This is a genomic window from Pseudomonas sp. Root401, from assembly GCF_001425105.1.
GTDB lineage: Bacteria > Pseudomonadota > Gammaproteobacteria > Pseudomonadales > Pseudomonadaceae > Aquipseudomonas > Aquipseudomonas brassicacearum.
The window spans coordinates 24,622-51,393 of the sequence record NZ_LMDO01000029.1; the positions used below are offsets into that span (position 1 = coordinate 24,622).

The 26,772-nt window shown below is 61.9% G+C and carries 21 protein-coding genes; 8 read left to right on the forward strand and 13 right to left on the reverse strand.

Translation table 11 applies throughout. The annotated features are described in order from the left end of the window. Positions 1-5: 5 nt before the first annotated feature. The 6 genes from iolD to ASC85_RS20430 form a co-directional block, all read right to left on the reverse strand. Positions 6-1,937 carry a 3D-(3,5/4)-trihydroxycyclohexane-1,2-dione acylhydrolase (decyclizing) gene (gene iolD, locus ASC85_RS20405; RefSeq protein ID WP_057451078.1) on the reverse strand — a complete coding sequence of 644 codons (1,932 nt, stop codon included), beginning with the start codon at positions 1,935-1,937 and terminating at the stop codon, positions 6-8. A gap of 163 nt (positions 1,938-2,100) precedes the next feature. Next, on the reverse strand, positions 2,101-2,922 hold the full coding sequence (locus tag ASC85_RS20410; protein ID WP_057451079.1) for a TIM barrel protein: 822 nt from the start codon (positions 2,920-2,922) through the stop codon (positions 2,101-2,103). Positions 2,923-2,957: 35 nt separating this feature from the next. Beyond that, positions 2,958-4,460, reverse strand: a complete 1,503-nt coding sequence (locus tag ASC85_RS20415; RefSeq protein ID WP_003202875.1) for a CoA-acylating methylmalonate-semialdehyde dehydrogenase — start codon at positions 4,458-4,460, stop codon at positions 2,958-2,960. 30 nt (positions 4,461-4,490) lie between these two features. Beyond that, the gene (gene iolB, locus ASC85_RS20420; RefSeq protein WP_013693594.1) at positions 4,491-5,300 is read right to left on the reverse strand and encodes a 5-deoxy-glucuronate isomerase; all 810 of its coding nucleotides are present in this window, start codon (positions 5,298-5,300) and stop codon (positions 4,491-4,493) included. After that, the gene (iolE, locus tag ASC85_RS20425; protein ID WP_057451080.1) at positions 5,297-6,190 is read right to left on the reverse strand and encodes a myo-inosose-2 dehydratase; all 894 of its coding nucleotides are present in this window, start codon (positions 6,188-6,190) and stop codon (positions 5,297-5,299) included. Before iolE ends, iolB begins: the two co-directional genes overlap by 4 nt. A 222-nt stretch (positions 6,191-6,412) precedes the next feature. Next, positions 6,413-8,350: a bifunctional 5-dehydro-2-deoxygluconokinase/5-dehydro-2-deoxyphosphogluconate aldolase gene (locus tag ASC85_RS20430; protein ID WP_057451081.1), complete on the reverse strand. Its 1,938-nt coding sequence runs from the start codon at positions 8,348-8,350 to the stop codon at positions 6,413-6,415. A 313-nt stretch (positions 8,351-8,663) separates the two neighbouring features. On the opposite strand from ASC85_RS20430, the gene ASC85_RS20435 reads away from it, so the two are divergent. Continuing rightward, positions 8,664-9,587 carry a MurR/RpiR family transcriptional regulator gene (locus tag ASC85_RS20435; protein WP_014337867.1) on the forward strand — a complete coding sequence of 308 codons (924 nt, stop codon included), beginning with the start codon at positions 8,664-8,666 and terminating at the stop codon, positions 9,585-9,587. Between the two features lie 30 nt (positions 9,588-9,617). After that, a complete protein-coding gene (locus ASC85_RS20440) occupies positions 9,618-10,229 on the forward strand; it encodes a glutathione S-transferase (RefSeq protein WP_057451082.1) in 612 nt (203 codons plus the stop codon). 190 nt (positions 10,230-10,419) lie between these two features. Here ASC85_RS20440 and hcnC read toward each other — a convergent pair whose 3' ends face one another. The 3 genes from hcnC to hcnA are packed head-to-tail and all read right to left on the reverse strand — an operon-like array spanning position 10,420 to position 13,404. Further along, positions 10,420-11,679, reverse strand: a complete 1,260-nt coding sequence (gene hcnC, locus ASC85_RS20445) for a cyanide-forming glycine dehydrogenase subunit HcnC (protein ID WP_057451083.1) — start codon at positions 11,677-11,679, stop codon at positions 10,420-10,422. Further along, positions 11,672-13,081, reverse strand: a complete 1,410-nt coding sequence (hcnB, locus tag ASC85_RS20450; protein WP_057451084.1) for a cyanide-forming glycine dehydrogenase subunit HcnB — start codon at positions 13,079-13,081, stop codon at positions 11,672-11,674. Before hcnB ends, hcnC begins: the two co-directional genes overlap by 8 nt. After that, positions 13,078-13,404, reverse strand: a complete 327-nt coding sequence (hcnA, locus tag ASC85_RS20455) for a cyanide-forming glycine dehydrogenase subunit HcnA (RefSeq protein WP_095974883.1) — start codon at positions 13,402-13,404, stop codon at positions 13,078-13,080. Before hcnA ends, hcnB begins: the two co-directional genes overlap by 4 nt. Positions 13,405-13,680: 276 nt before the next feature. On the opposite strand from hcnA, the gene ASC85_RS20460 reads away from it, so the two are divergent. Beyond that, positions 13,681-14,364 carry a response regulator transcription factor gene (locus ASC85_RS20460; RefSeq protein WP_003202897.1) on the forward strand — a complete coding sequence of 228 codons (684 nt, stop codon included), beginning with the start codon at positions 13,681-13,683 and terminating at the stop codon, positions 14,362-14,364. Continuing rightward, positions 14,342-15,727, forward strand: a complete 1,386-nt coding sequence (locus ASC85_RS20465) for a sensor histidine kinase (protein ID WP_057451085.1) — start codon at positions 14,342-14,344, stop codon at positions 15,725-15,727. The genes ASC85_RS20460 and ASC85_RS20465 overlap by 23 nt, the downstream gene beginning before the upstream one ends. A gap of 164 nt (positions 15,728-15,891) precedes the next feature. On the opposite strand, the gene ASC85_RS20470 is transcribed toward ASC85_RS20465, so the two are convergent. Next, a complete protein-coding gene (locus ASC85_RS20470) occupies positions 15,892-16,140 on the reverse strand; it encodes a DUF1652 domain-containing protein (protein WP_057451086.1) in 249 nt (82 codons plus the stop codon). 239 nt (positions 16,141-16,379) lie between these two features. Continuing rightward, complete coding sequence (locus tag ASC85_RS20475; protein ID WP_057451087.1) at positions 16,380-17,864, reverse strand: helix-turn-helix transcriptional regulator; 1,485 nt, start codon at positions 17,862-17,864, stop codon at positions 16,380-16,382. 355 nt (positions 17,865-18,219) lie between these two features. On the opposite strand from ASC85_RS20475, the gene ASC85_RS20480 reads away from it, so the two are divergent. Continuing rightward, positions 18,220-18,678, forward strand: a complete 459-nt coding sequence (locus tag ASC85_RS20480; protein ID WP_057451088.1) for an REP-associated tyrosine transposase — start codon at positions 18,220-18,222, stop codon at positions 18,676-18,678. A gap of 208 nt (positions 18,679-18,886) precedes the next feature. Here ASC85_RS20480 and ASC85_RS20485 read toward each other — a convergent pair whose 3' ends face one another. Together ASC85_RS20485 and ASC85_RS20490 are read right to left on the reverse strand one after the other, a co-directional pair. Then, complete coding sequence (locus ASC85_RS20485; RefSeq protein WP_057451089.1) at positions 18,887-20,170, reverse strand: Zn-dependent hydrolase; 1,284 nt, start codon at positions 20,168-20,170, stop codon at positions 18,887-18,889. A gap of 59 nt (positions 20,171-20,229) precedes the next feature. Further along, the gene (locus ASC85_RS20490; RefSeq protein WP_057451090.1) at positions 20,230-21,708 is read right to left on the reverse strand and encodes an NCS1 family nucleobase:cation symporter-1; all 1,479 of its coding nucleotides are present in this window, start codon (positions 21,706-21,708) and stop codon (positions 20,230-20,232) included. Between the two features lie 613 nt (positions 21,709-22,321). Here ASC85_RS20490 and hydA point away from each other — a divergent pair. From hydA to preA, 3 genes are all read left to right on the forward strand, one after another. Beyond that, positions 22,322-23,761: a dihydropyrimidinase gene (gene hydA / locus ASC85_RS20495; RefSeq protein ID WP_057451091.1), complete on the forward strand. Its 1,440-nt coding sequence runs from the start codon at positions 22,322-22,324 to the stop codon at positions 23,759-23,761. 175 nt (positions 23,762-23,936) lie between these two features. Then, positions 23,937-25,304 carry an NAD(P)-dependent oxidoreductase gene (locus tag ASC85_RS20500; RefSeq protein WP_057451092.1) on the forward strand — a complete coding sequence of 456 codons (1,368 nt, stop codon included), beginning with the start codon at positions 23,937-23,939 and terminating at the stop codon, positions 25,302-25,304. After that, positions 25,305-26,579, forward strand: a complete 1,275-nt coding sequence (preA, locus tag ASC85_RS20505; protein ID WP_003202911.1) for an NAD-dependent dihydropyrimidine dehydrogenase subunit PreA — start codon at positions 25,305-25,307, stop codon at positions 26,577-26,579. Positions 26,580-26,772 lie beyond the last annotated feature (193 nt).

A 26,772-nucleotide genomic window follows, 5' to 3' on the forward strand; every position in this document is an offset into this window, starting at 1 on the left:
GGCAATCAGTATTGACGGGCCTTGGCCAGTCGTTCGTTGAGGGTCTTGGCGACGGCGTCGGTGCGGGCGCTGGTGGAGACTTGCGCCACGCCGACCCGCCACCACGACAGGTACTTGTGGATCATGGTCTTGGGCAGGACCTTGATGTCGATCAGCGTCGAGACGCTCTGGCGCCGCGCATCGACCAGGGCCGCGTGCAGTTCGTCGAGAGTCTTGACCTTGTAGGTCTTGCAACCGTAGGCCGCGGCGCTCATGGCGAAGTCCACCGGCACAAAACCGCCGTCGAGCTTGCCGGTGTCCGGGTTGCGGAAGCGGAACTCGGTGCCGAAGCTGTCCATGCCGTGTTCCATTTGCAGGTTGTTGATGCAACCGAAGGTCATGTTGTCCAGCAGCACCACATTGATCTTGCGGCGTTCCTGGATCGAGGTCGCCAGCTCCGAGTGCAGCATCATGTAGGAGCCGTCGCCCACCAGGGCGTAGACCTCTTTGTCGGGCTCGGCGAGTTTCACCCCCAATGCCGCATTCACCTCGTAGCCCATGCACGAATAACCGTACTCGACGTGATAGGTGTTCACGCCCTTGCTGCGCCAACTGCGCTGCAAGTCGCCGGGCAGGCTGCCGGCGGCGGCGACGATGATGGCGTCATCCGCCAGGGTCTGGTTGAGGGTGCCGAGCACGCGGCTCTGGGTCAGGCAGGAACCGGTGAGTTCGATGAATTCGCGAAACACCGCCGGGTCCATGTGATCGTTGATTTCCGGGACAAAATCCTCGGTCTGGAAATCCGCCTGATAGATCCGATCCACTTCCGCGTCCAGCTGGGCCTTGGCGTCGACGACCTGCCCGCCCCATTCGGCGCGATAGTCGCCCATTGCGGCAGACAGTGCCTCCAGCCCCGAACGGGCGTCGGCCAGCAGTTGCACGCCGTCGAGCTTCAACGCATCGCACGGGCTGATGTTGAGATTGAGGAACTGCACATCCGGGTGCTGGAACAGCCATTTCGACGCAGTGGTGAAATCGCTGTAGCGGGTGCCAATGCCGATGATCAGGTCGGCCTTCTTGGCCAGCAGGTTTGCCGCCAGGCAACCGGTTTCACCGATGCCACCGACGTTCAGCGGGTGACTGGAGACCACCGCACTCTTACCGGCCTGGGTCTCGGCGAACGGAATGTCGAAGCGTTCGGCAAAGGCCTGCAACGCGGCGTTGGCGCCGGAGTAGCGCACGCCGCCGCCACAGATGATCAACGGCTGGCGCTTGCCCTTGAGCAGCGCCAGGGCATCGCCGAGCATCGCCTCGGTGGCCGGGCGGCGATCGATGCGGTGGACACGTTTTTGCAGGAAGTAATCCGGGTAATCGTAAGCTTCGGCCTGTACGTCCTGGGGCAAGGCCAAAGTCACCGCGCCGGTTTCGGCCGGGTCGGTCAGCACGCGCATCGCATGGATCGCGGCGGTCATCAGTTGCTCGGGGCGGTTGATGCGATCCCAGTATTTGCTCACGGCCTTGAAGGCATCGTTGGTGCTGATGCTCAGGTCATGGAACTGCTCGATCTGCTGCAGCACCGGGTCTGGCTGGCGACTGGCGTAGACATCGCCGGGCAACAGCAGCAACGGAATGCGATTGGCCGTCGCGGTGGCCGCGGCGGTCAGCATGTTCGCCGCACCGGGGCCCACCGACGAGCTGCAGGCGTAGATCTTGCGCCGCAGATGCTGCTTGGCAAAACCGATGGCGGCATGGGCCATGCCTTGCTCGTTACGGCCCTGATGGACCACCAGGTCGCCGCTGTCCTGCTCCAGCGCCTGGCCCAGGCCCAGCACATTGCCGTGGCCAAAAATGGTAAAGACCCCGGCGACGAACTTGCTCTGGACGCCATCGACCTCGATGAACTGGTTATCGAGGAATTTCACCAGGGCCTGGGCCATGGTCAGTCGTGTTGTGGTCATGCTTGCACCTTGTCTGGAATGCAAATTTGCGGCTGACTCAGTCCACTCTGGGAGCGAGCCTGCTCGCGATAGCGGTGTGTCAGGCGCCTATGTGTTGAATGTGCTACCGCCATCGCGAGCAGGCTCGCTCCCCCAGGGGGGCTTCATCATTTTGATGACTGTGTCAGACCTGGGAGCCCTGCAGGTGATTCATGCTCGCCCCCAACGCCTGGCGAATGTCGGCCAGGTCATGGACGCTCTCGGCGAACGGCTCGAAGGACAGATAGCCCTCGTAGCCCCCGGACCGCAGCGCCTCGATCTGCGCAGCGTTGCCAAGGATGTCGGCCGCGCCCACCAGCACCCGATGGCCGTCACGGATCGTCGCCAGCGGCGCCTGGGTATCCTCGACACCGGAGATGTGCACCAGCCCGGTCAGCTCGGGGAAGAACTCCTGTTCACCGGCCAAATGATGGTGAAAGGTGTCATGCACCAGGCGGAACACATCCAGCCCACCAATGCTCTTGATCGCTTCCACCGCCGTGCGCTTGCGGCGCAAGGAGCACTCTTCGAAACCCAGGGGCTCGATGAATCCGTAGATGCCAAAGGCGCGCAGGATCGGCGCCAGTTCACTGAGGGCCGTATGCAGCCCCGCCGCACGTTCGGCCTCGTTGCGCGGGTCGGCGCGGTCGTTGAGCGGGCACATCACCAGGCCCTCGGCACCGCATTCGCGAGCGTAATCGGCCAACCGCACGGCCTGGGCGCGGCGCTCTTCGTTCCACACGTCAAAGGGGTACAGGGCGTTGATCGACAGCACCTTGATGCCGCGCGCCTCGCACAACTCGCGCACCCGGGCCGGCGGCATGCCGTCTTCGATCTCGACGCCCTTCAGATCGTTGCGGATCTCGATGGCGTCGGTTTTCAACGCCAGGGCCAGGTCGATGAAAGCGGGCAGTGACAGGCGTGGCGCAACCATTCGGTTCAAGGCAAAACGCAGGGGCTTGTTCATTGTTGTTCTCCCTCCGGCAGTCATTCAAAAACGCGTTATTGAGCAGTCGGCATGCTGAATTCAGGACCCTTGGCAATGCTGTCGGGCCAGCGTTGCATCACGCTTTTGTAGCGGCTGTAGAAACGCAGGCCTTCTTCACCGTAGGCATGGTGATCGCCGAACAGCGAACGCTTCCAACCACCAAAGGAGTGCCAGGCCATGGGCACCGGAATCGGCACATTGATGCCCACCATGCCGACCTTGATGCTGCGGGCGAACGCCCGGGCAATGCCGCCGTCACGGGTGAAGCACGACACGCCGTTGCCGAACTCATGGGCGTTGATCAGCGCCACCGCGGTGGCGAAATCCGGTACACGGACGATCCCCAGCACCGGGCCGAAGATTTCTTGCTGGTAGATGCTCATCTCGGCGGTGACCTGGTCGAACAGCGTCGCGCCAACAAAGAAACCCTGCTCGGCGCCAGGCACCTTGAAACCACGGCCATCGACGATCAGCCGAGCGCCCTCGGCCACGCCGGCGTCGATGAAGCCTTCGACCTTGGCCTTGTGTTCGGCGGTGACCAGCGGCCCCATGTCGGTGCCGGGCTGCTGGCCGTTGCCGATCTTCAGTTGGTCGATGCGGGGCAACAGTTTGGCAATCAGTTCATCGCCCACATCACCCACCGCCACGGCGATGGAAATCGCCATGCAACGCTCACCCGCCGAGCCGTAGGCGGCACCGATCAAGGCATCCGCCGCCTGGTCGAGGTCGGCATCGGGCATGACGATCATGTGGTTCTTGGCCCCGCCCAGGGCCTGCACGCGCTTGCCGTGCGCCGTGCCCTGCTGGTGGATGTACTCGGCAATCGGCGTGGAGCCGACAAAGGAAATCGCTTCGATGTCCGGGTGCTGCAACAGCGCATCCACCGCCACCTTGTCGCCCTGGACCACGTTGAACACACCGTCCGGCAAACCGGCTTCGGTCAGCAAACGGGCCATCAGCAGGCTGGCGGAGGGATCGCGCTCCGAAGGCTTGAGGATGAAGCAGTTGCCGGCGACCAGCGCCAGGGGAATCATCCACAACGGCACCATCACCGGGAAGTTGAACGGCGTGACCCCGGCGCAAACGCCCAGGGGTTGGCGCAGGTTCCAGTTGTCGATGCCGCCGCCGATGTTGTCGCTGAAATCAGTCTTGAGCAGGTTCGGCGCACCGCAGGCGTACTCGACGATCTCGATGCCGCGGGTAACTTCGCCGTGAGCGTCGGACAGCACCTTGCCGTGTTCACGGCTGATGATCTGCGCCAGCTCGTCGTGGTGCCGGTCCAGCAGCTCCTTGAACTTGAACATCACCCGCGAACGTCGCAATGACGACTGCTCGGACCAGGCCGGGAACGCCGCCAGCGCCGAGGCCACTGCCGCATCGACAGTGCCCGGCTCGGCCAGGGCCACCCGGGCCTGCACCGCACCGGTGGCCGGGTTGAAGACATTGCTGAACCGCGTGCTGTCGTGGTCCTGCACATGGCCGTTGAGGTAATGGCCTACTACCGGGGCGTCACTCATTGTTCTTGTTCTCCGTGCGAATGTTGGAAATCAGAGGTCCAGCAGCCAGCTGTGCTGCGGATCGTTATGGAACTGCCAGACCCGCTTCGGGCCGGCCATGACGTTCAGGTAATACGACTCGTACCCGTAGGGCACGCTGACCGGGTGGTAACCCTTGGGCACCACCACCAGGTCGCTGTTCTCCACGGCCATGGCCTGGTCGATGCTGCGGTCGTCGGTGTAGACCCGCTGGAACACGAAGCCTTGGGACGGGTTGACCTGGTGGTAATAGGTCTCTTCCAGGAAGCTCTGGTGCGGCAGGTCGTCGGTGTCGTGCTTGTGCGGCGGGTAGCTCGAGGAATGCCCCGACGGAGTACGCACTTCCACCACCAACAGCGAATGGGCCGGCTCGCTGTCGGGCAGGATGTCGCAGACATAACGGGTGTTGGCGCCCTTGCCGCGCACACTGCGCTTCATGCTGTCCGGGCGGATCAGCCGTGGGCCATGGCTGTTCTGCGCAGCCCCCGGCGCGGCGCACACGGCAATCTGTACATCGCTCAACGCGGTGACCTGGGCCTGACTGCCGGGCGGCAGGTAAGCGGCATACGGTGACTTGTCCTCGAATACCGACTGGCGATCACCGAGGTTGTCCCAATCGAAAGCCCCCTGCCCCGGCGCTTCGCCCTTGAGGCTGATGCGCCCGCTGAGCAGCACCAGGCACAATTCCTTGTCGCCGGCGGCCACCGGCAGGGTTTCGCCCAGGCTCAGGCGGTAGGCGGCGAACCCGACGTATTCCAGCTCCCCCGCCGGTAACTGGACCATGGTTCGACCGCTGGAATGGCTCTTGATCAACAGGCTCATGACAAGCTCCTTTCTTGCAGCAAGGCACGCAGCGTGTCGTAGCCCTTCTTGGCGTAGGCATAACTCGGGGCTACGGCAGGATCCTGCTCGGCTTCCACCACCAGCCAGCCTTGGTAATCGGCAGCCAGCAGCACGTCGAGCAACGCGGCGAAGTCGATGTCACCGTCCCCCGGCACGGTGAAGGTGCCGTTGATGATGCAGTCGGGAAAGCTCCAGAGGTTATTGCGCGCCAGTTGCACCACCGGTTTGCGCACGTCCTTGAAGTGCACATGGCAGACCCGCTCGATGTGTTTGCGCAGCACCTGCAACGGTTCGCCACCGCCCATGTAGCAGTGGCCCGAGTCGAACAGCAGGCCCACTTCGCTGCCGGTCAGGGCCATCAGCTTGTCGATGTCCGAGGGCGACTCGACGTAGGCGCCCATGTGGTGGTGATAGGCCAGGCGCACGCCCCGGGACAAGGTGAAGCGCGCCAGTTCGGTGAGCTTGTCAGCGTAGGCTTGCCAGGCTTCATCCGTATGGAAACGCGGCCGCTCGATCAGTGAAATGCGTTGGCCTTGAATGGAATCGGCGACTTCACCATAGACCAGCACCTTGGCGCCGTTCTGTGCCAGCAGCTCGACGTGGCTGGCGATGGCGTCGATTTCCTCAGCCGCCGAACGCCGGGCCAGGCGACTGGAATACCAGCCGGAGACCAACGCCAGGTCATAGGGACGCAGCACATCGCCGACACCCTTGGCGTCCTTGGGGAACTTGCCGTTGAGTTCAAAACCTTCGTAGCCGATTTCCTTGCCTTCACTCAGCGCCGTACTCAACGGCGTCTCGCCGCCCAACGATGGCAAGTCGTCGTTGCTCCAGGAAATCGGGTTGATGCCAATTCGAATAGCGGGCATGGCTGCACCTTTTATTGTTGTCTCTAATGTTCAACCGATCACCTGTGGCCAGAGATTGCTCCCGCTCGGCTGCGCCCTGTAGGAGCTGTCGAGTGCAACGAGGCTGCGATCTTTCCAATACCAATTGAGTCGAGAGCGAACGATCAAGATCAAAAGATCGCAGGCTTCGCCAGCTCCTACACGTCCAGCGGGAGCAAGCTCTGGCCACAAAAGCCCTGTACATCAAGCACGGGCACTGCGCCACGCCTCGATCAATTCCACGAACCTGCCCTGCACCTGCCGGATCAGCGTTTCATCATCGATTTCCCCGGCCAGCCACGCCCGGCTCGGTTCCTGGAAGATCGTGCGGCCCACGGCAAACCCGCGGCAGGTGGTGCTCTGGCTGGCCTGGCGGAAGCCTTCGGCCAGGGCGGCGGCCGGGGCGTTGAGGCCCAGCAGGACCACGCCACGGCAATACGGATCGCGTTGCTGGATCAGCTCATCGAGTTGTTTCCATTCCTCCGCGCTCTGGGTTTCGATCTTCCACCACGCCGGGAAAATACCCAGGTTGTAGAGGCGCTTGAGGGCGCGATAGAGCACATCCGGGTGGGATGACGGATGATCCTTGGGCGGAATGACTTCCAGCAGCAATTCATGGCCGCTGACCTGGGAAGCCTTGTACAGCCCCATCAGTTGCGCTTCCTGCTCCAGGCGCAGCAGCGGTTCGTCATCAGGGTGAAATTGCACCAGGCACTTGATGATCTGTTCCTGCGGCCAGGCGATCAGGTTGCTGCCAATGGAACGCCCATGCTCGAACGCCAGCGGCCGCGAATTCTGTACCTCCACTGGCCGCGCCACCCACCAGCCACGTCCGGTGGCAGCGTTCAGCGAGTCCTGGCCGAAGCGTTGGTCGGCCAGCAGACCGACGTCGGCCTCGATGCCTTGGCGTTGCAGGTCGGCTTCGACCCGCTCCACCGCCTGGATGAACAATTGCTTGAGTTCGCTGATGCTGCTCAGGTCGCGGCCGCCTTTCTGGGCCAGCTCCACCAGTTGCCAGCGATGGTCGAACGCAAAGATGAACAGTTGTTTCCAGGCCTTGCGGGGCACGCTGACCTGGTGCAGCCGTTGCAGCACGGGATCCTGATCCGGACGGGTAATCGGCACCGGGCTCTTGAATAAATAGTCGAGCTCAGCCCGGGTCGGCATCGCCGGGGCACAGGCATGGCGCGACACCACCAGGCCGCCGCAGGCATTGGCCAACTGACAGCAGCGCTCATCGCTGGCGTCCTCCAGCCAACCGGCGAGGAACCCCGACATGAATGCATCACCGGCGCCCAGTACATTCAAGACCTCGACCCGGACGCCAGGGTAAAGGGCGCCGTCTTCAAGGCGGGCCGCAATGGCGCCATGAATCACCGTGCAACCTTGCGGGCCAAGCTTGACCACCAGGGTCGCCGCCGTCAGCGAGCGCACGGTGCGTAGCGCGGTCAGCAGGTCTTCGCTGCCGCCGGCGATGAGAAATTCTTCTTCAGTGCCAACGATGAGGTCGAAACGCGGCAGGATGCCTTGCACATGCTGGCTGACCTTCTGGTCGGCCACAAAACGGGTTTCCCCATCGGCCTTGCCCGCCAGGCCCCAGAGCACCGGCCGATAATCGATGTCCAACACGCATTTGACGTTGTGCTTCTCAGCGTAATCCAGGGCCTGGGTACTGGCCTTGTAGACGCCATCGGTAGAGAAATGCGTGCCGGTGATCAGCAGCGCCTTGCTGGAGGCAATGAAGGCTTCGTCGATGTCTTCGGCGCGCAACGCCATGTCGGCGCAATTTTCCCGGTAGAACACCAGGGGAAAGGTTTCCCGGTCCTTGATCCCCAGCAGGACCATGGCCGTCAGGCGTTCGGGATCGACCTTGATACCACTGACATCGCAGCCTTCACGTGCCAGGGATTCCACCAGGAAGCGGCCCATGTGGTCGTCCCCTACCCGGCTCAGCATCGCCGACCGGAGCCCCAGGCGTGCCGTGCCGAAAGCGATGTTGGCCGACGAACCGCCCAGGTACTTGGCGAAGCTTGCGACATCTTCCAGGCGCGCGCCGACTTGCTGCGCGTAAAGGTCGACGCCCAGGCGTCCCAGGCAGATCACATCCAATTGACGCCCACTGGCAAAACGAGTCTGGCCCATGCTGGCTCCTGTTATTTTTATCAGCCTGCGCTTGTCGCCAAAACCGACGCCAGCGCTGTTGGTGAATGCAGACTAAAACGAGCGGCGCGCAACAATCAATAATTATTCTATAAATTTTTTACGTGGAATATTTTTTCCAATACGCTATGAGCAGAGCGAACCAGGCGCAGTGCATCGTTTCAGCAGATGCTGCAACATTTGTCCGCCCATGATTTTCCCTGCGCCTACGCTGTAGACTGCGACCAGCCAACCTATTGTCGAGGGCCGGCCTTTTTTCGGGCCGCCCTATAAGAACAAGCCAGAAGGATTTTCTATGACCCGCCCCGATGATCTGCCGGCGCCGTCCGAGAGCGCGTCCGAACCCGCCCTCTCGAGCCCACCGATCAATGCCGAGCGCCTGCTGCAACTGATCACCGATGAATACGAAAGCCTGCCGCGCCAGCTCAAACGCATCGCCAGCTACATGAGCCAGCAGAGCGACCGGATCATGGTCGACCGCATCAGCGACATCGCCCGGGAATGCGAAGTGCACCCCTCGGCCATCGTCAGGTTTTCCCAGCGCTTCGGCTTCAGCGGGTTCAGTGAAATGCAGGCGCTGTTCCGCGAGGCCTACACCCACAAGACCACCCCGGTGCAGAACTACCAGCAGCGCATCCGTAGCATGATCGCCAACAAGTCGCAGAAGGCCAGCGGCGGCGACCTGGCCCGCGAGTGCGTCAACGCCACCCTGTCGGGCATCGAGCGCCTGGGGTTGGAGCTGGACGACCAGGCGTTCGAAAAGGCCGTGGACCTGGTGGTCAACGCCGACAACATCTACGTGGTGGGTGTGCGCCGTTCGTTCGCGGTGGCCGATTACCTGGTCTACAACCTGCAACACACCAATAAACGCATTCACCTGGTGTCCGGCCTGGGCGGCAGTTACCGCGAGCAGATGCGCAGCGTGCGTGCCAACGACCTGGTCATCGCCATCAGCTTCACGCCCTATGGCAAGGAAACCCAGCACTGCCTGCGCATTGCCCAGCACCACCAGGCCAAGACCCTGATCATCACCGACAGCAACCTCTCGCCCCTGGCCAAACGGGCCAATGCGGTGCTGTTGGTGAACGAAGGCAGCTCGTTCGCCTTCCGTTCATTGAGCGCCACGCTGTGCCTGTGCCAGGCGTTGTTCATTGCCGTGGCTTACCGACTGGAACTCAAGGTTGATGAAATCCATGAACAGGTCGGGTTCGAGGATTAACGCCCGCAAAGGATTACTCAAGGAGACGTCATGAAACTGATCGGCATGCTGGACTCGCCCTATGTAAGACGCGTCGCCATTTCCGCCAAGTGCCTGGGGGTTGCCCTGGAGCACGAGTCCGTTTCGGTGTTCAGGCATTTCGAACAGTTTCAGCGCATCAACCCGGTGGTCAAGGCCCCGACCCTGGTACTGGACGACGGCGACGTGCTGATGGATTCCACGTTGATCATCGATTACCTGGAGGCCTTGGCCGCCCCGGGGAAAAGCTTGATGCCGGCCGACATTGGCCAACGGCTGCGCGCACTGCGCCTGATTGGCTTGGCCCTGGCGGCGTGCGAGAAATCGGTGCAGATCTACTACGAACGCAACCTGCGACCGACAGAGATCCAGCACGCGCCTTGGGTTGAACGCGTGGAAGGCCAACTGGCTGCGGCTTATGGAATGCTGGAGCAGGAACTGGAGAAGCAGCCCCTGGGCACTGATGGCAACCTCGATCAGGCCGGCATCACCGTGGCAGTGGCCTGGAGCTTCACCAACCTGGTGGTGCCGGACCAGGTGCAAGGCAAGGCTTTCCCGTTGATCAGCGCGTTCACCGCCTATGCCGAAGGGTTGGAGGCGTTTGTCAGTACGCCGATGGAATAATCGGCTGTGAACAAAAAACCCTGGGGGTAACCAGAGTACCTGTGGGAGCAAAGCTTGCTCGCGATAGCGCTGGATCATCCAGCAACAATTTTGACTGGCATACCGCTATCGCGAGCAAGCTTTGCTCCCACAGGCTCGCACACAGTTTTTTTCGGGTGACTGTGGGATATGTGTTCCCCACAGAGTTTCTTCAGGCCAGTTGCATTTCCTGGGGCTTTACTGTCGGCGCCACCTCGAAGCGATCTTCCAGGAACGGGGTGATGTCCAGCGGCAAGGGCTCGTTGTTCACCAGTTTATCCAGCAGCACCCCGGTGATGGCCGAGGTCAGGATGCCGGTGCGGAAATGCCCGCAGGCGTTGAGATAGCCTTCCACCCCGCGCATCGGCCCCAGGATCGGCAATTCATCAGGTGACCCCGGGCGCAGGCCGGCCCAGGTTCGTTTCAGGTTGATGTCGACCAACTGCGGGATACAGCGCACCGCGCCTTGCACCAACCCTTCAATCTCCGGATAGGTCGTGGTCACGTCGAAGCCTTTGTCTTCGGTGGTGCTGCCAATGAGGATCTCACCGTTGTCTTTCTGCGCCACATAGCAGTCGCTGGTGGTCAGGCAGCCATTGAGAATCTTCGGCATGCGCTCGGTCAACAGGATCTGCCCCTTGACCGGCTTGACTGGAATCCGCACCCCAGTGGCCTGCTCACTCAGGTCCGCCGCCCAGGCACCGGCCGCGTTGATCAGGGTCCGGCAGTTGAACGTCCCCGCCTCGGCGGTTTTCACGCCTGTCACCCGCGTGCCGCTGCGCAGCACCTCGGTCACGCTGGTGTTGAAGAACAGGTCGACGCCGTTCTGCCGGGCGCCTTCGGTGTAGGCGTCGGCCAGGCGGAACGGGCTGACCTGGTGATCGCAGAGAAACTCCAGCGCCCCCAGGGCTTCATGGCTGACATTCGGCTCTGCCTCACGCAGGGCCGCCTGGTCAAGCCAGCGCACCTGATCCGCCAGGTGGGGAATGCAGGCGACGATGTGCTCGGCGTAGGAACGGTCTTCGTCGTCGTAGATCACGAACTTGAGCCCGGTCTCCTCGAACTTGAAATCCATGCCGTGGTTGTCGATCAACTCGCGGTGCAGCTGCGGATACATCGCGTTGGACTGCAGGGCGAAATCAAAGAACGACTCGGGCAGGATGTGCGGCGTGCTGGCGTCTACCGCCACGGCCGCACCCTGGGTCTGGCGCTTGCGGTTGGCCGACATCATGCGAAAAAAAATCACCCCGCAGCCCAGGCCCACCGATTCACCAATGGCCCACAGGCCACCGGCCGACGCACGGGTCGCGTTGCCGGGGCGCTTGGCGTCGATCAGGGCGATCTTCAGGTGTTTGCGCTTGGACAGTTGATAGGCACAGGAGGCCCCGATCACACCGCCACCGGCGATGACCACGTCATAATCCTTAATCATGGGAAACGGCCTCCATGCCGACGTTCTGGAACGCTGAAAAGGGAATCGGATCGATGGGGAAACGCGGTCGCAGCCAGCCCACGTCGGCACGCCCGGTGGCCTCGCGCAAGCGGTCGCTGCAGTAGCCGACGCACATCCGCCCCTGGCAATCGCCCATGCTCACGCGGGTGCGCATCTTCAGGCTGGCCATGTCCTGCACGCCTTGCTCCAGCGCCCGGTCGATGTCGGCGCGGGTGGCGTGCTCGCAGCGGCAGATCACCGTATCGGCGGCCGGCAACGCGGTTTGCCCGGCGCCACGCTGGGTGTAGCGATCCACGGCGGCGCGAAAGCGAATGATCCGGTCCAGTTGCGCCTGGTAGCGTTCGCGGTGCGCCAGGGCCGTGGATGGATCCAGCACGTTGCGTTGCATCAGGATCGACAGCGCCGCGATGCGTCCACTGAGCATGGCGGCTTCACCGCCGCGAATCCCGCCCATGTCGCCGGCCAGGTGAATGTGCGCTTCGCTGCTTTGTTGCCAGGCATCAGACACGGCCCGCAAATAGCCGTCTTCGCTGAAACCGTGCTCCAGGCCCATCTGCTGGCTCAATTGAGTCCGCGGGATAAACCCGTAGCCGACCGCCAGCGTCTGGGCCGGTACCTGTTCAGCCCGCTTGAGGTCGGGTTCCCAGTTCGTGGAATAAGGCGCGACGGTAACGACGCTCAACTCACCCTCGCCGTCAGACTGCACCACGCCCCAGCCATAGCGCACGGGAATGCGATTGAGCTTGAGGTAGGCCAGCATGCTCAGGCCGTCGAGGAACAGTTGCGGCTTGTTCAGCAACGCCAGGCTTTCCTTGGCGATCCGGCCGAACGCACAGGCCTCATACACCCCCGCCACCGCCACGCCCGATGCGTGCAGCTGGCAAGCCACCAGTGGCAACAACGGACCGGTGCCAGCGATCACCACCGGGCTCGGCGGCTTGACCACACCGCTCTTGATCTGCAATTGCAGGCCGCCAAGCATCATCACGCCCGGCAGGGTCCAGCCAGGAAACGGCACGCTGCGTTCGTGACAACCGGCCGCCAGGACCAGATGGGAATAGGCGACCTCGCCCAGGCGCTCGTCGGCATCCAGCAGCATCAGCGCCCGGAAGCCTTCGGCACCGATGACCCGGCTGCTCAATCGCACGTCGATCAGGCCGGCGTGTTGCTGGAATTCACCGTGGAGTTTCTCCAGGGCTTCGCTGTAGCGCGGGCCCAGGTAGTCCAGGCTGACACCGTCGCGCAGCGGCCCGCGGTAGACGACGCCACCCAGGCGCGGCGCTTCTTCGAGCAAGGTGCAGCGCACACCGTGGGAGGCCAGCTCAATGGCCGCGGCCATGCCCGCCGGCCCACCGCCGACAATCACCGGATCGAGGCTCATGGCGCCTCCGTTTCGGTGATGCGGTTGACCCGGGTTTCGATCTGCATGCCCGGGCGTACCAGGGTCTGGCAGGCGCGGCGCTTGTGGCGACCATCGATCCTGACCAGGCAGCATTGGCACACGCCCATGCCGCAGTACGCGCCGCTGATCTGGTCGTGATCGTTGCGGGCCACCTGACGTTGCCCCAGGGCCTGGATGACGGTGAGGACGGTTTCACCGTGGGCAGCGCTGACAGCCTGCCCGTCCAGGCGCACCGTCATGTCGGCCTGTGCCAGCGGCTGGATATCGAATTTTCGGCGTAAAAGGTCTGAAGGTTGCATCATACGGCTCTTCCTTGAAGATTCTGTGGGGGCTCGGCTCCTTGCGGCACACCATCACCGGTTCGCATCAGTACCCTACAGCGGCAGTGCGCCAAAGCAGGGCAGCGGACGCCACATGATAGTGCGCACGAAATTTATGTTAGGGATTATTTGTGACCAAGTGTTGATCCAGGCCAGCGAATCGGCTCGTCGGCTCATGAACTTTTTTTCAGAAAGCCGACAGGTATTTTTTGGCAGAATGCTGCGCAATAGCACCAACTTCCCCACACGGTACCGCCCATGAACCGCATCCTGACCATCGAAGACGACGCCGTGACCGCCCGTGAAATCGTCGCCGAGCTGACCCGCAACGGCCTGGACGTCGATTGGGTCGACAACGGCCGCGAAGGCCTGGAACGGGCCGTGAGCGGCGACTACGACCTGATCACCCTCGACCGCATGCTGCCCGAGCTCGACGGCCTGGTGATCGTCACCACACTGCGCACCATGGGCGTGGCCACGCCGATCCTGATGATCAGCGCCCTCTCCGACGTGGACGAGCGGGTCCGTGGCCTGCGGGCCGGTGGCGACGATTACCTGACCAAGCCGTTCGCCACCGACGAAATGGCCGCCCGGGTCGAAGTGCTGCTGCGGCGCAACAATGGCGCCCGCGAGCCGGAAACCGTGCTGCGGGTGGCCGATCTGGAACTGAACCTGATCAGCCGCGAAGCCAGCCGCAACGGGCAACTGCTCAGCCTGCTGCCCACCGAATACAAGCTGCTCGAATTCCTGATGCGCAACAGTGGGCAGATCCTCTCGCGCATGATGATTTTCGAGGAAGTCTGGGGCTATCACTTCGACCCCGGCACCAACCTGATCGATGTCCACATCGGCCGCCTGCGCAAGAAAATCGACCCGCCGGGCCTGGAACCGCTGATTCGCACGGTACGGGGTTCCGGCTATGTCATTGCTGAACCCTGCTAAAGGCTGGCGCTCCTCCAGCAGCCGCCTGCTGGCGCTGTACAGTTCGCTGTTCGTGATCTGGAGCGCGATCCTGATGGGGGTCATGTATTACGAAGTGTTCGGCTACCTCGACAGCCTGGCCAAGCACTCCCTGATGCAGCGCCAGCACCTGTTCGCCCGGATCCATGGCGATCAACTGGAAGATGCGCTCATGGCCAGCCTGACGCTGGACGAGCGCGGCGTCGACGCCTACGGGTTGTTCGATCCGCAATTGCGGCATTTGGGTGGGCCGATCCAGCGAATCCCCGCCGACCTGCCATTGGACGGCAAGATCCACATGCTCGGCGGTTGCGTCGATTCCGACGACCCGAGCATACCTTCCGATAGCTGTGACGCGGTGGCAACCCGCACCCAGGACGGCCGCTGGCTGGTGCTGGCGCGGGACAATGGCTCGCTGTTCGCCGTGACCCGCATCATTTTGCACGCGCTGTTCTGGGGGGTGTCGCTGACGATCCTGCCGGGCATCGCCGGCTGGCATCTGTTGCGCCGGCGACCGCTGCGGCGGATTCGCAAACTGCAGGCCAGTGCCGAAGCCATCGTTGCCGGCGACCTGACCCATCGCCTGCCGCTGTCGAGCCGGCGTGATGAATTGGACATGCTGGCGGCGATCGTCAATGCCATGCTCGACCGCATCGAACGCTTGATGAATGAGGTCAAGGGCGTGTGCGATAACATCGCCCATGACCTGCGCACCCCATTGACGCGCCTGCGTGCCCAACTTTATCGCATCCAGCAGCAAGCGCCGGACGGCTCGCCCGAGGCCTTGCAAATGGACCAGGTGATCGCCGAAACCGACACCCTGATGGCACGGTTTCGGGGCTTGTTGCGGATTTCCGAGCTGGAAGACCAGCAACGGCGCTCGGGCTTCGTGCGCCTCGATCCGTTGCAGTTATTGCAGGAGCTGCATGACTTTTACCTGCCACTGGCCGAGGAAGGCGAACTGACCTTCATTCTCGAGGTGCCTGACGCGCTGCCCCTGCTCAACGGCGACCGGGCATTGTTGTTCGAGGCCGTGTCGAACCTGCTGAGCAACTCCATCAAGTTCACCCCGCCGGGAGGCACGGTGATCCTGCGTGGGGTCGATCAGGGCGACAGCACGCGCATTGAAGTGCTCGATTCGGGCCCGGGCATCCCCGAAGCGGAGCGCAAGGCCGTGTTCCGCCGCTTCTACCGTGCCGAGGGCAGCAGCCAGCACGGCGGATTCGGCCTGGGCCTGTCGATCGTCGCGGCGATCGTCAATCTGCATGGGTTCACGCTGGAGGTGGGCAGCTGCGAACACGGCGGCGCGCGCTTGGTGCTCGATTGCCGGGCAACGTTGCTGTAGCAAGGCCTCTTGTCCCGATCGGCCGTGTAGGAGCTGTGTAGGAGCTGTCGAGTGCAACGAGGCTGCGATCTTGTTCCAGACAATTGAGTCAAGAGCGAAAGACCAAGATCAAAAGATCGCAGGCTTCGCCAGCTCCTACAGAGGTTGAGGTGCCTGGTCTTTATTTATGCCGGATCACCGCGATGCAACGGAATGTTCTCAAGCTCATAGCGCAGCTCGTCGATCAACTTGGCGATGCTCTCTTCCGAGCGGACGCTGTCGACACTCATGCCGCTCACCACCAGGTCCACCTCACCGCTTTCACGGTGATACAGACGTACGGTGAGGGTGCCGTCGCCATTGAGGCTGCATTCGCAGGCCAGTGGCGTAAAGCTTTCTTCCAGGCGGGTGCGCAAGGGGGCCAGATGGGTCATGCGATGCACCTCAGCCCCGGGGGCAAAAATGAACGGTGGACAGCGCCGACCTCCTGGTCCGCATAGGCATCCTGTCGCGCTCATACTGGGTTGGTTTGCTGCACATTGTGGCGTATTCCTTGACGGTTTCGTGGGGACGCGACATCACAGACGATGTCGCACACTGACAGCCTAAGGAACCGAACCCCCATGCAAAACCCGAATTTGCACCAGCATGCCCGGTGCATTTGCACTGGCTATCATGGTGCCTTCATTCGCCATTCATTGGCGAACAAACCCCGTTCCCGCGCCCAGACAATCGCCTCGCTGCGGCTATGGACATCCAGTTTCGAATACAGCGTAGCCACGTGATTGCGCACGGTATTGGGCGCCAGCTTCAGGCGCGCGGCGATTTCCTTGTCTGCCAGGCCTTCACAAATCAGCCCCAGGACGTCGCGCTCCCGGGCCGTCAGTTCAGTGAACGACACACTGGGCACCTGGGCGTTGATGCTCTTCACGTTAGCCAATTTTTCAATCAGGGTCCGACTGAACCAGGACGCGTCTTTCATCACCTCTTCGATTGCCGCCACCAACTCCAGCTCCGAGCGTTTGCGCTCGGTGATGTTCATCAGCACCAGCAGATAGCAAGGCTTGTCCTGGATGACCACCGTATCGGCAGCGACCTCACAGTCGATGAGTTCGCCGCCCTTCTTGTGCACCTTGACGTCGATGCTTGAAACAGCGGCAGCCTTTTCCAACCGGGCAAACAGCGCGGCGCTGGCATCCTTGTCGAGAAAGCCGATTTCCTCCACGGTTTTGCCCAACAGTTCTTCGCTGGCGTAACCGGTGGTCTGGAGAAACGCCTCATTGATTTCCAGCAACTGCTGTTCGGCGCTGCACACCAGGGTGGGGACGGGCGACAGGCGGAACGACTTGGCAAAGCGTTCCTCGCTCTGGCGCAGCGCGGTTTCTGCCTTGCGTCGCGGCTCCATGTCCATGAAGGAAAACAGCATGCAGTCTTCGTCGTGCAGGTCCAGCGGCTGGCCGGCGACGATCACCTGTTTGGTGGTGCCGTCGGGCAATTTCAACTCGGCCTGCATTTGCGGAATGGTCGCGCCCTGCCCCAGGCGTTCGATGGCCAGGTCGCGTCTTTCGGCGGCTTCAAGCACATCAAGCTCATACACCGAACGCCCGATCACCTGCTCGCGGCTGTAGCCGGTCATCTCCAGGAACCCCGGATTGACCTTGATGTAACGCAGGTCACTGAGGCGACAGATCACCGCCGGCGCCGGATTGGCCCCGAAGGTTTTCTCGAAGCGCTGCTCGGCGCTGGCCCATTCGGTGGCATCGCTGAGGATCAGCACGAGAAGCTCCGGCTCGCCGTTACGGTCGGCCAGCACCATGCTGCGGATCCGATGCACCCAGGTGCGATCCGGGTCGGCCTGGGGCGTGACTTCCACCAGCACATCACTGAACTCATCGCCACGAGCAACCCGGGCGATGGGGTAGCTGTCGTCGGTCAGTGGGTGGTTGTTGCGATAACGCAGATTGAAACGCCGGGCGTATTGTCTCCCCGTGGTGCCCAGCTCACTGAGGTCCTCGACCCCGTGCATCGCCAAGGCCGCGGCGTTGGCCCAGGCAATGGTCTGGTCGACCTCGATCAACATCACCCCGTCGGACAGCCCGGCAATGATCTGCAGCAATTGACGACGGTTGGTATCGGTGGTCGGGACTTGCTGATTCATTGGGTCTCCATGTGGTCGGAAGCACATGGAGATTACGACCACCCGCAGAGACGACACGTTCCCCGCAGAAGCTGCGTAGGAGCTGTGTAGGAGCTGTGTAGGAGCTGTGTAGGAGCCGTGTAGGAGCTGTCGAGTGCAACGAGGCTGCGATCTTTCCAATGCCAATTGAGTCAAGAGCGAAAGATCGAGATCAAGATCAAAATCAAAATCAAAATCAAAATCAAAAGATCGCAGGCTTCGCCAGCTCCTACAAAAACCTGCGCGCACTGAAATATTGCGCAATTGCTTTTTCAGTCGCTCTTTGTCGCAACGACTAATTTTCAATGATCTACATAATTTTTTTGGAGATCAGGCAATGCCCACCGCAACATATGGATGTCGTTTGCGTAAAGGTCGAGTAAGTGAGCCCGAACGAATCTATCTATTGACCGCCGTTGTGTACCAGCGCCAGCCTATTTTTAGCGATTGGCGACTGGGCCGGCTGCTCGTCGATCAATTGCGAAATGCCGAAGAAGTCTCAATGGCAACCTCCCTCGCCTGGGTAGTGATGCCGGATCACGTACATTGGCTGGCACAATTGCATAGTGGCGATCTGGCCGAACTGATGAGCCGCATCAAATCTCGCAGCAGCCGAGCCGTCAATCTTGCCCGTCGCCAACAAGGCCGATTATGGCAGCGGGGTTATCATGATCGGGCGCTACGCAAAGAGGAGGACCTGAAAGACGCTGCAAGGTACATCATCAGCAATCCGTTGCGTGCCGGATTGGTGAGGCGTGTTGGTGACTATCCCCTGTGGGATGCCATTTGGGTTTGAAGATCAAAAGATCGCAGGCTTCGCCAGCTCCTACATATCAACGCGTTCCCTGTAGGAGCTGTGTAGGAGCTGTCGAGTGCAACGAGGCTGCGATCTTGTCCCATACAATTGAGTCGAGAGCGAAAGATCAAGATCAAGATCAAAAGATCGCAGGCTTCGCCAGCTCCTACATAGGCGTTCCCCCGTGGGAGCTACGATCTTTTAGCCTTCACGCCGCCATGCGCCCCTCGGCAATCGCCTGGGAGGCGGCCAGCATCGCTCGCAGCAACACCGCGCAACCGGCGGCGAGGTCGTCCGGGGCGGCGTTTTCGATTTCGTTGTGGCTGATACCGCCTTCGCAGGGCACGAAGATCATCCCGGCCGGGCCCAGTTCGGCGAGGAAAATCGCGTCATGGCCGGCACCGCTGACGATGTCCAGGTGGGACAGGCCCAGCCCCTGGGCGGCACCGCGTACCGCGTCGACGCAGCCCTTGTCGAAATACAGCGGCGGGAAGTCGGCCGTGGGTTTCAAATCGAAGGTCAGGCCGTGCTGCCGACAGGTGTCTTCGATCACCTGCTTGACCTCGGCGATCATCGAATCCAGCCGCGCCGGTTCCAGGTGACGGAAGTCCAGGGTCATGCGCACTTCGCCAGGGATGACATTGCGCGACCCCGGATAGGCTTGCAGGCAACCGACCGTGCCGCAGGCATGGGGTTGATGACCGAGGGCGGCGCGGTTGACAGCACCGACGATGATCGAGGCGCCCACCAGGGCGTCCTTGCGCAGGTGCATCGGGGTCGGGCCGGCGTGGGCTTCAACGCCGCGCAAGGTCAGGTCGAACCACTTCTGCCCCAGGGCGCCCATTACTACGCCGATGGTCTTGCCTTCATCTTCGAGGATCGGCCCCTGCTCGATGTGCGCCTCGAAATATGCCCCCACCGGATGCCCACTGACCGGGCGCGAACCCGCATAGCCGATGGCATTGAGCGCCTGGCCCACGCTGATGCCTTCGGCGTCGACCTTGGCGAGGGTTTCTTCGAGGGTGAATTTTTCCGCGAACACACCGGAGCCCATCATGCACGGGGCGAAACGCGAGCCCTCTTCGTTGGTCCACACCACCACTTCCAGCGGTGCTTCGGTTTCGATGTTCAGGTCATTGAGGGTGCGCAGCACCTCCAGCCCGGAGAGCACGCCAAAGCAGCCGTCGAACTTGCCACCGGTGGGCTGGGTGTCGATGTGGCTGCCGGTCATCACTGGCGGCAGGTTCGGATTGCGCCCCGGACGCCGGGCGAAGATATTGCCCACCGCGTCGATGCTGACGGTGCAGCCCGCCGCCTGGGTCCATTGCACGAACAGGTCGCGGGCCTGGCGGTCGAGGTCGGTCAGGGCCAATCGGCACACCCCGCCCTTGACCGTGGCACCGAGCTGGGCCAGGTCCATGAGCGATTGCCACAGGCGATCGCGGTTGATGTGCTGATGGGTGGATTGCAGAACGTCGATGGCTGCGTTCATGGGGATCTCCATTTTTCCAGGCATGTTTTTGGTGTACTTGCTCGCGATGAGGCCCTCCTTCACACCGCTGTTTTGGCGACGGAGGGGCTTGCTCGCATACTGCACAACCCGTAATAAATCACCCCGCCCAGCGCCGAGCCGGTGAACCAGCCGTAGCTGTAGAACCAACTGAACGCATCGCTGCCCAGGGACAGCAGCGTCAGCACCACCGGCACGCCGAAGGCGATGAAGCCGTTCCAGTTCCACGCCGGATAAACGTCGTCGCGGTACAGCCCGGCCAGGTCCAGTTGCTGTTTCTTGATCAGGAAATAATCCACCACCATGATCCCGGCAATCGGCCCCAGCAGGCTCGAATAACCCAGCAGCCAGTTGGAATAGACCGACTCGAGGCTGACCTCGGACACGATCAGGCCAAGTTTCTTCAGCAGCTCGTGGGCCATCAGCGCCAGCCCCACCAACCCGGTGAGCATCACCGCCTTGGTGCGGCCGATCAGTTTCGGCGCCAGGTTCTGGAAGTCGTTGGTGGGCGAGACGATGTTGGCGGCGGTGTTGGTCGAGAGCGTGGCGACAATGATCAGCACCATCGCCAGCGCTACCCACACCGGGCTCTGGATGTGCCCAATCAAGGTCACCGGATCGGAGACCGTCACCCCCACCAGTTTTTCCGAGGCCGCGGTCATGACCACGCCGAGGGAGGCAAACAGGAACATGGTCAATGGCAGGCCAATGATCTGCCCCACGATCTGGTCTTTCTGGCTCTTGGCATAACGGCTGAAGTCAGGAATGTTCAACGACAGCGTGGCCCAGAAACCGACCATGGCTGTCAGGCCGGCGAGGAAATAGCTGGTCACCCCGGCACCTTCGGGACGCTTGGCCGGAACCGCCATCAGTTCAGTCAACGAAACGTTGGGCAACGCCCACACCAACAGCCCCGCCCCCACCAACACCAGCAGTGGCGCAGACAACGTTTCCAGCCACTTGATCGACTCGGCACCGCGCAGCACCACCCACAGGTTGATGACCCAGAACACCATGAAGCCGATCACTTCGCCGGTGCCACCCAGGCTCTTCCAGCCGTCGAACACCGAACCGAGAAACAGGTGGATCGCCAGCCCGCCGAACATGGTCTGGATCCCGAACCAGCCACACGCCACCAGCGCGCGGATCAGGCACGGCACGTTGGAGCCAATCACGCCGAAGGACGAGCGCAACAGCACCGGAAACGGAATGCCGTACTTGGTCCCGGCAAAGGCGTTCAGGGTCAGGGGGATCAGCACGATGATGTTGGCAAACAGAATCGCCAGCAGCGCCTCGCCCACCGTCAGGCCGAAATAGGCGGTGAGCACACCGCCGAGGGTGTAGGTCGGCACGCAGATCGCCATGCCCACCCACAATGCGGTGATGTGCCATTTGTTCCAGGTTCGCTCGTGCACCTTGGTCGGCGCGATGTCGTGGTTATAACGGGGGCTGTCGAGGACGTCGCTGCCGGCTTCAAGCTCGAACAACCCGTCGCGCTCAGTCACTGTTGATCTGGTCATGTCCGCTCCACTGTTTTCATTATTTTTGCTCATCGACTGGCGATGGCCGGAGTACTTGCACGCGTGCTACCGACCACCCCGCCAGACCACGACGGCACTCAATAACCGTGCCGAATAACGCGCCGAGCTGACCGGACGATCGATATAACCTTCTCAAACATTTGATATCTAAAGATTTAAAGCCAATTAACCGCCCTGCTTCACTTTGTGCTCATCGACTTGAGGCTAGATGACCTGTACGTCCTGTCGAGTTCGAGATTCAAAGTGGTGCACCCCGAATCAAGGCGAGGTGTCTGGGCCGCACTTCAAGCGCTTTCAAGCCGCTGATTTACCATGACAAATCTCGCTCAAATAACGATCCTGTCAAGTGCGTCAAAATGGTGAGCAGGCTCACCATTTTGGTGATTTTAAAATTTAATTCTTTAATTTCAACTACTTAATAACTGAATAAGCTTATAAAAAATAATCTTGCTCATTTCAATAACTCCAGCTAGCGTCTAATCCTGACAGTCGTGACAAGAATGAAAATCTGCACGACGTCGTCACTCAATAACCGTGATCGATAAAACATAAAGAACCGGCAACAGTCGGTCATGCCTGCGAGGAACTCGGAATGTCTCTGTTGATCCGTGGTGCCACCGTTATTACCCATGATGAAAGTTATCGCGCCGATGTGTTGTGTGCCGACGGCGTGATCAAGGCCATTGGTGAAAACCTGGATGTTACGGCCGGCGTCGAAGTGCTCGATGGCAGCGGCCAATACCTGATGCCTGGCGGCATCGACCCCCATACGCACATGCAGTTGCCGTTCATGGGCACGGTCGCCAGTGAAGACTTCTTCAGTGGCACGGCGGCGGGCTTGGCCGGGGGCACTACATCGATCATCGACTTCGTGATTCCCAACCCCCAGCAGTCGCTGATGGAAGCCTTTCATCAGTGGCGTGGCTGGGCCGAGAAGAGCGCCAGCGACTATGGTTTTCACGTGGCAATCACCTGGTGGAGCGAGCAGGTCCGCGAAGAAATGGCCGAGTTGGTCAACCATCATGGCGTGAACAGCTTCAAGCACTTCATGGCCTACAAGAACGCGATCATGGCCGCCGATGACACCTTGGTGGCAAGCTTCGAGCGCTGCCTGGAACTGGGCGCGGTGCCCACCGTGCACGCGGAGAACGGCGAGCTGGTCTATCACCTGCAACGCAAGTTGCTGGCCCAGGGCATCACCGGGCCCGAAGCCCATCCGTTGTCGCGGCCTTCGCAAGTGGAAGGCGAAGCCGCGAGTCGCGCCATCCGCATCGCCGAAACCCTGGGCACGCCGCTGTACCTGGTGCACGTGTCCACCAAGGAAGCCCTCGACGAAATCACCTACGCCCGCAGCAAGGGCCAACCGGTCTACGGTGAAGTACTCGCCGGGCACCTGTTGCTGGACGACAGCGTCTATCGCGACCCGGACTGGCAGACCGCCGCCGGCTATGTGATGAGCCCGCCCTTCCGTCCGCGCGGGCACCAGGAGGCACTCTGGCACGGCTTGCAGTCCGGCAACCTGCACACCACCGCCACCGACCACTGCTGTTTCTGCGCCGAACAGAAAGCCGCCGGGCGTGACGACTTCAGCAAGATCCCCAACGGCACCGCCGGTATCGAAGACCGCATGGCGGTGCTCTGGGACGAAGGGGTCAACAGCGGCAAATTGTCGATGCAGGACTTCGTCGCCCTCACCTCCACCAACACCGCGAAGATCTTCAACCTCTACCCACGCAAAGGGGCGATCCGCGTCGGCGCCGATGCCGACCTGGTGCTTTGGGACCCGCAAGGCAGTCGCACGATTTCCGCCAAGACCCACCATCAGCAAGTGGACTTCAACATCTTCGAAGGCAAGACCGTGCGCGGCGTGCCCAGCCACACTATCAGCCAGGGTCGGCTGGTCTGGGCCGACGGCGACTTGCGGGCCGAACGCGGCGCCGGGCGCTACATCGAACGGCCGGCGTATCCGGCGGTGTTCGATTTGCTGAGCAAGCGGGCTGAGCTGAATAAACCCACTGCCGTGAAACGCTGACCCCAGGATCGTTCCCATGCTCTGCGTGGGAATGCCTCTGGGGACGCTCCGCGTTCCGCTTTGGGACGCTGAGCGTCCCGGGCTGCATTCCCACGCGGAGCGTGGGAACGATCGAGGCACCCGAAAAACCACTGCCCACAAGAGGCAGCACCTCAAACACCGTGAGGCCCATTCCATGATCCAGCCCTTGAGTCACCTCCCCCATTCCCAGGAAGACCCGGCCACCCTCGCCGCTCGCTTCAGCGACCTGGCACCGCCACTCAACGCGCGCCAGGCACACTTGGAAGCCTCTCGTTGCCTGTACTGCTACGACGCGCCGTGTGTGAATGCTTGCCCAAGCGAGATCGACATTCCCTCGTTCATCCGCAACATCCACCAGGACAACGTCCAAGGCGCGGCGCAGAAGATTCTGTCGGCCAACATCCTCGGCGGCAGTTGCGCTCGGGTCTGCCCCACCGAGGTCCTTTGCCAGCAAGCCTGCGTGCGCAACAACGCCCATGAATGCGCACCCGTGCTGATCGGCTCGTTGCAGCGCTATGCCGTGGACAACGCCCACTTCAGCGAACACCCGTTCCAGCGAGCCGCCGCCACCGGCAAGCGCATCGCCGTGGTCGGGGCCGGGCCGGCGGGGTTGTCGTGTGCGCATCGCAGCGCAATGCACGGCCATGAGGTGGTGATGTTCGAAGCCCGGGAGAAAGCCGGTGGCCTCAACGAATACGGGATCGCCAAGTACAAACTGGTGGACGATTACGCCCAACGTGAACTGGACTTCCTGCTGGAGATCGGCGGCATCGAAATCCGCCACGGTCAGAAACTCGGCGAGAACCTGAGCCTGAGCGACCTGCACCAACAGTTCGACGCAGTGTTCCTCGGCCTCGGCCTGGCCGCCAGTAAACAACTGGGCCTGAGTGACGAACAAGCGCCAGGGCTGCTGGCCGCCACCGAGTACATCCGCGAACTGCGCCAGGCCGACGACCTCAGCCAGTTGCCCCTGGCCGACCGTTGCATCGTCCTCGGCGCCGGCAACACCGCCATCGACATGGCCGTGCAAATGGCGCGTCTCGGCGCCCGGGACGTCAACCTGGTCTACCGTCGCGGCCTTGAAGACATGGGGGCCACCTTGCACGAGCAAGACATCGCCAAGGCCAATCAGGTACGCCTGCTGACCTGGGCCCAACCGCAACAGGTGTTGCTCGATGACACCGGGCATGTGTGCGGCATGCGCTTCTCTCGCACGCATCTGGAGAACGGTCGGCTGGTCACCGGCACCGACACCTTCGAGCTGCCCGCCGACGCCATTTTCAAAGCCATCGGCCAAGCCTTCGACGACAACGCGCTGGTGGACCCACTGGCCCGGGAACTCAAGCGCCAGGACGGGCGGATTTTGGTGGACGAACACCTGCGCACCAGCATTCCCGGTGTCTACGCCGGCGGTGACTGCACCAGCCTGGACCAGGACCTCACCGTGCAGGCCGTGCAGCACGGCAAGCTCGCCGCCGAGGCGATCAACGCTCAACTGATGCTCAATGTGGAGGCTGCGTAAATGGCCGATCTTTCGATTGTCTTCGCCGGCATCAAAGCGCCCAACCCGTTCTGGCTGGCCTCCGCGCCGCCCACCGACAAGGCCTACAACGTGGTCCGTGCCTTCGAGGCCGGCTGGGGTGGCGTAGTCTGGAAAACCCTCGGAGAGGATCCGGCGGCGGTGAACGTGTCCTCGCGTTATTCGGCCCACTACGGTGCCAATCGCGAGGTGCTGGGCATCAATAACATCGAGCTGATCACCGACCGTTCGCTGGAGATCAACCTGCGGGAAATCACCCAGGTGAAAAAGGACTGGCCGGACCGGGCGTTGATCGTGTCGCTGATGGTGCCCTGCGTCGAAGAATCCTGGAAACGCATCCTGCCTTTGGTGGAAGCCACCGGCGCCGACGGCATCGAGCTGAACTTCGGCTGCCCCCACGGCATGCCGGAACGGGGCATGGGCGCGGCGGTCGGCCAGGTGCCGGAGTACGTCGAGCAGGTGACCCGCTGGTGCAAGACCTATTGCTCGCTGCCGGTGATCGTCAAGCTCACGCCGAACATCACCGACATCCGCGTCGCCGCCCGGGCGGCCCATCGCGGCGGCGCGGATGCGGTGTCGTTGATCAACACCATCAACTCCATCACCAGCGTCGACCTGGACCGCATGGTCGCCCTGCCCAGCGTCGGCAGCCAGAGCACCCACGGCGGTTACTGCGGCTCGGCGGTCAAGCCGATCGCGCTGAACATGGTCGCCGAAATCGCCCGTGACCCGCAGACCCAAGGCCTGCCGATCTGCGGCATCGGTGGCATCGGCAGTTGGCGCGACGCCGCCGAATTCATCGCTCTGGGCAGCGGCGCGGTGCAAGTCTGCACGGCGGCGATGCTGCATGGTTTTCGCATCGTCGAAGAGATGAAGGACGGCCTGTCGCGCTGGATGGACAGCCAGGGCCACGCCAACCTGCAAGCGTTCTCCGGTCGCGCGGTGGGCAACACCACCGACTGGAAGTACCTGGACATCAACTACCAGGTCATCGCCAAGATCGATCAGCAGGCCTGCATCGGATGTGGGCGCTGCCACATCGCCTGCGAGGACACCTCACACCAGGCCATCGCCAGCCTCAAACAGGCTGACGGCACGCACAAATATGAAGTGATCGATGAAGAGTGCGTGGGCTGCAACCTGTGCCAGATCACTTGCCCGGTACAGGACTGCATCGAGATGGTGACGGTGGACACCGGCAAGCCGTTCCTGGATTGGAACCATGATCCGCGTAATCCCTATCATGTCACTGTCTGAGGGTTGAGGTGCCTGGACTGGCGCCATCGCGAGCAAGCTCGCTCCCACAGGAGACCGGTTGTGAACACAAAATTTGTGTTCACCGCAAATCCAATGTGGGAGATTCTATGTTGCAGGGCAACCCTGCAACATAGGCTTCGGCTGGTATTCGCTCTGATTTTTCATCAAGGCAAATGCCACCCGGCAGAGCTTG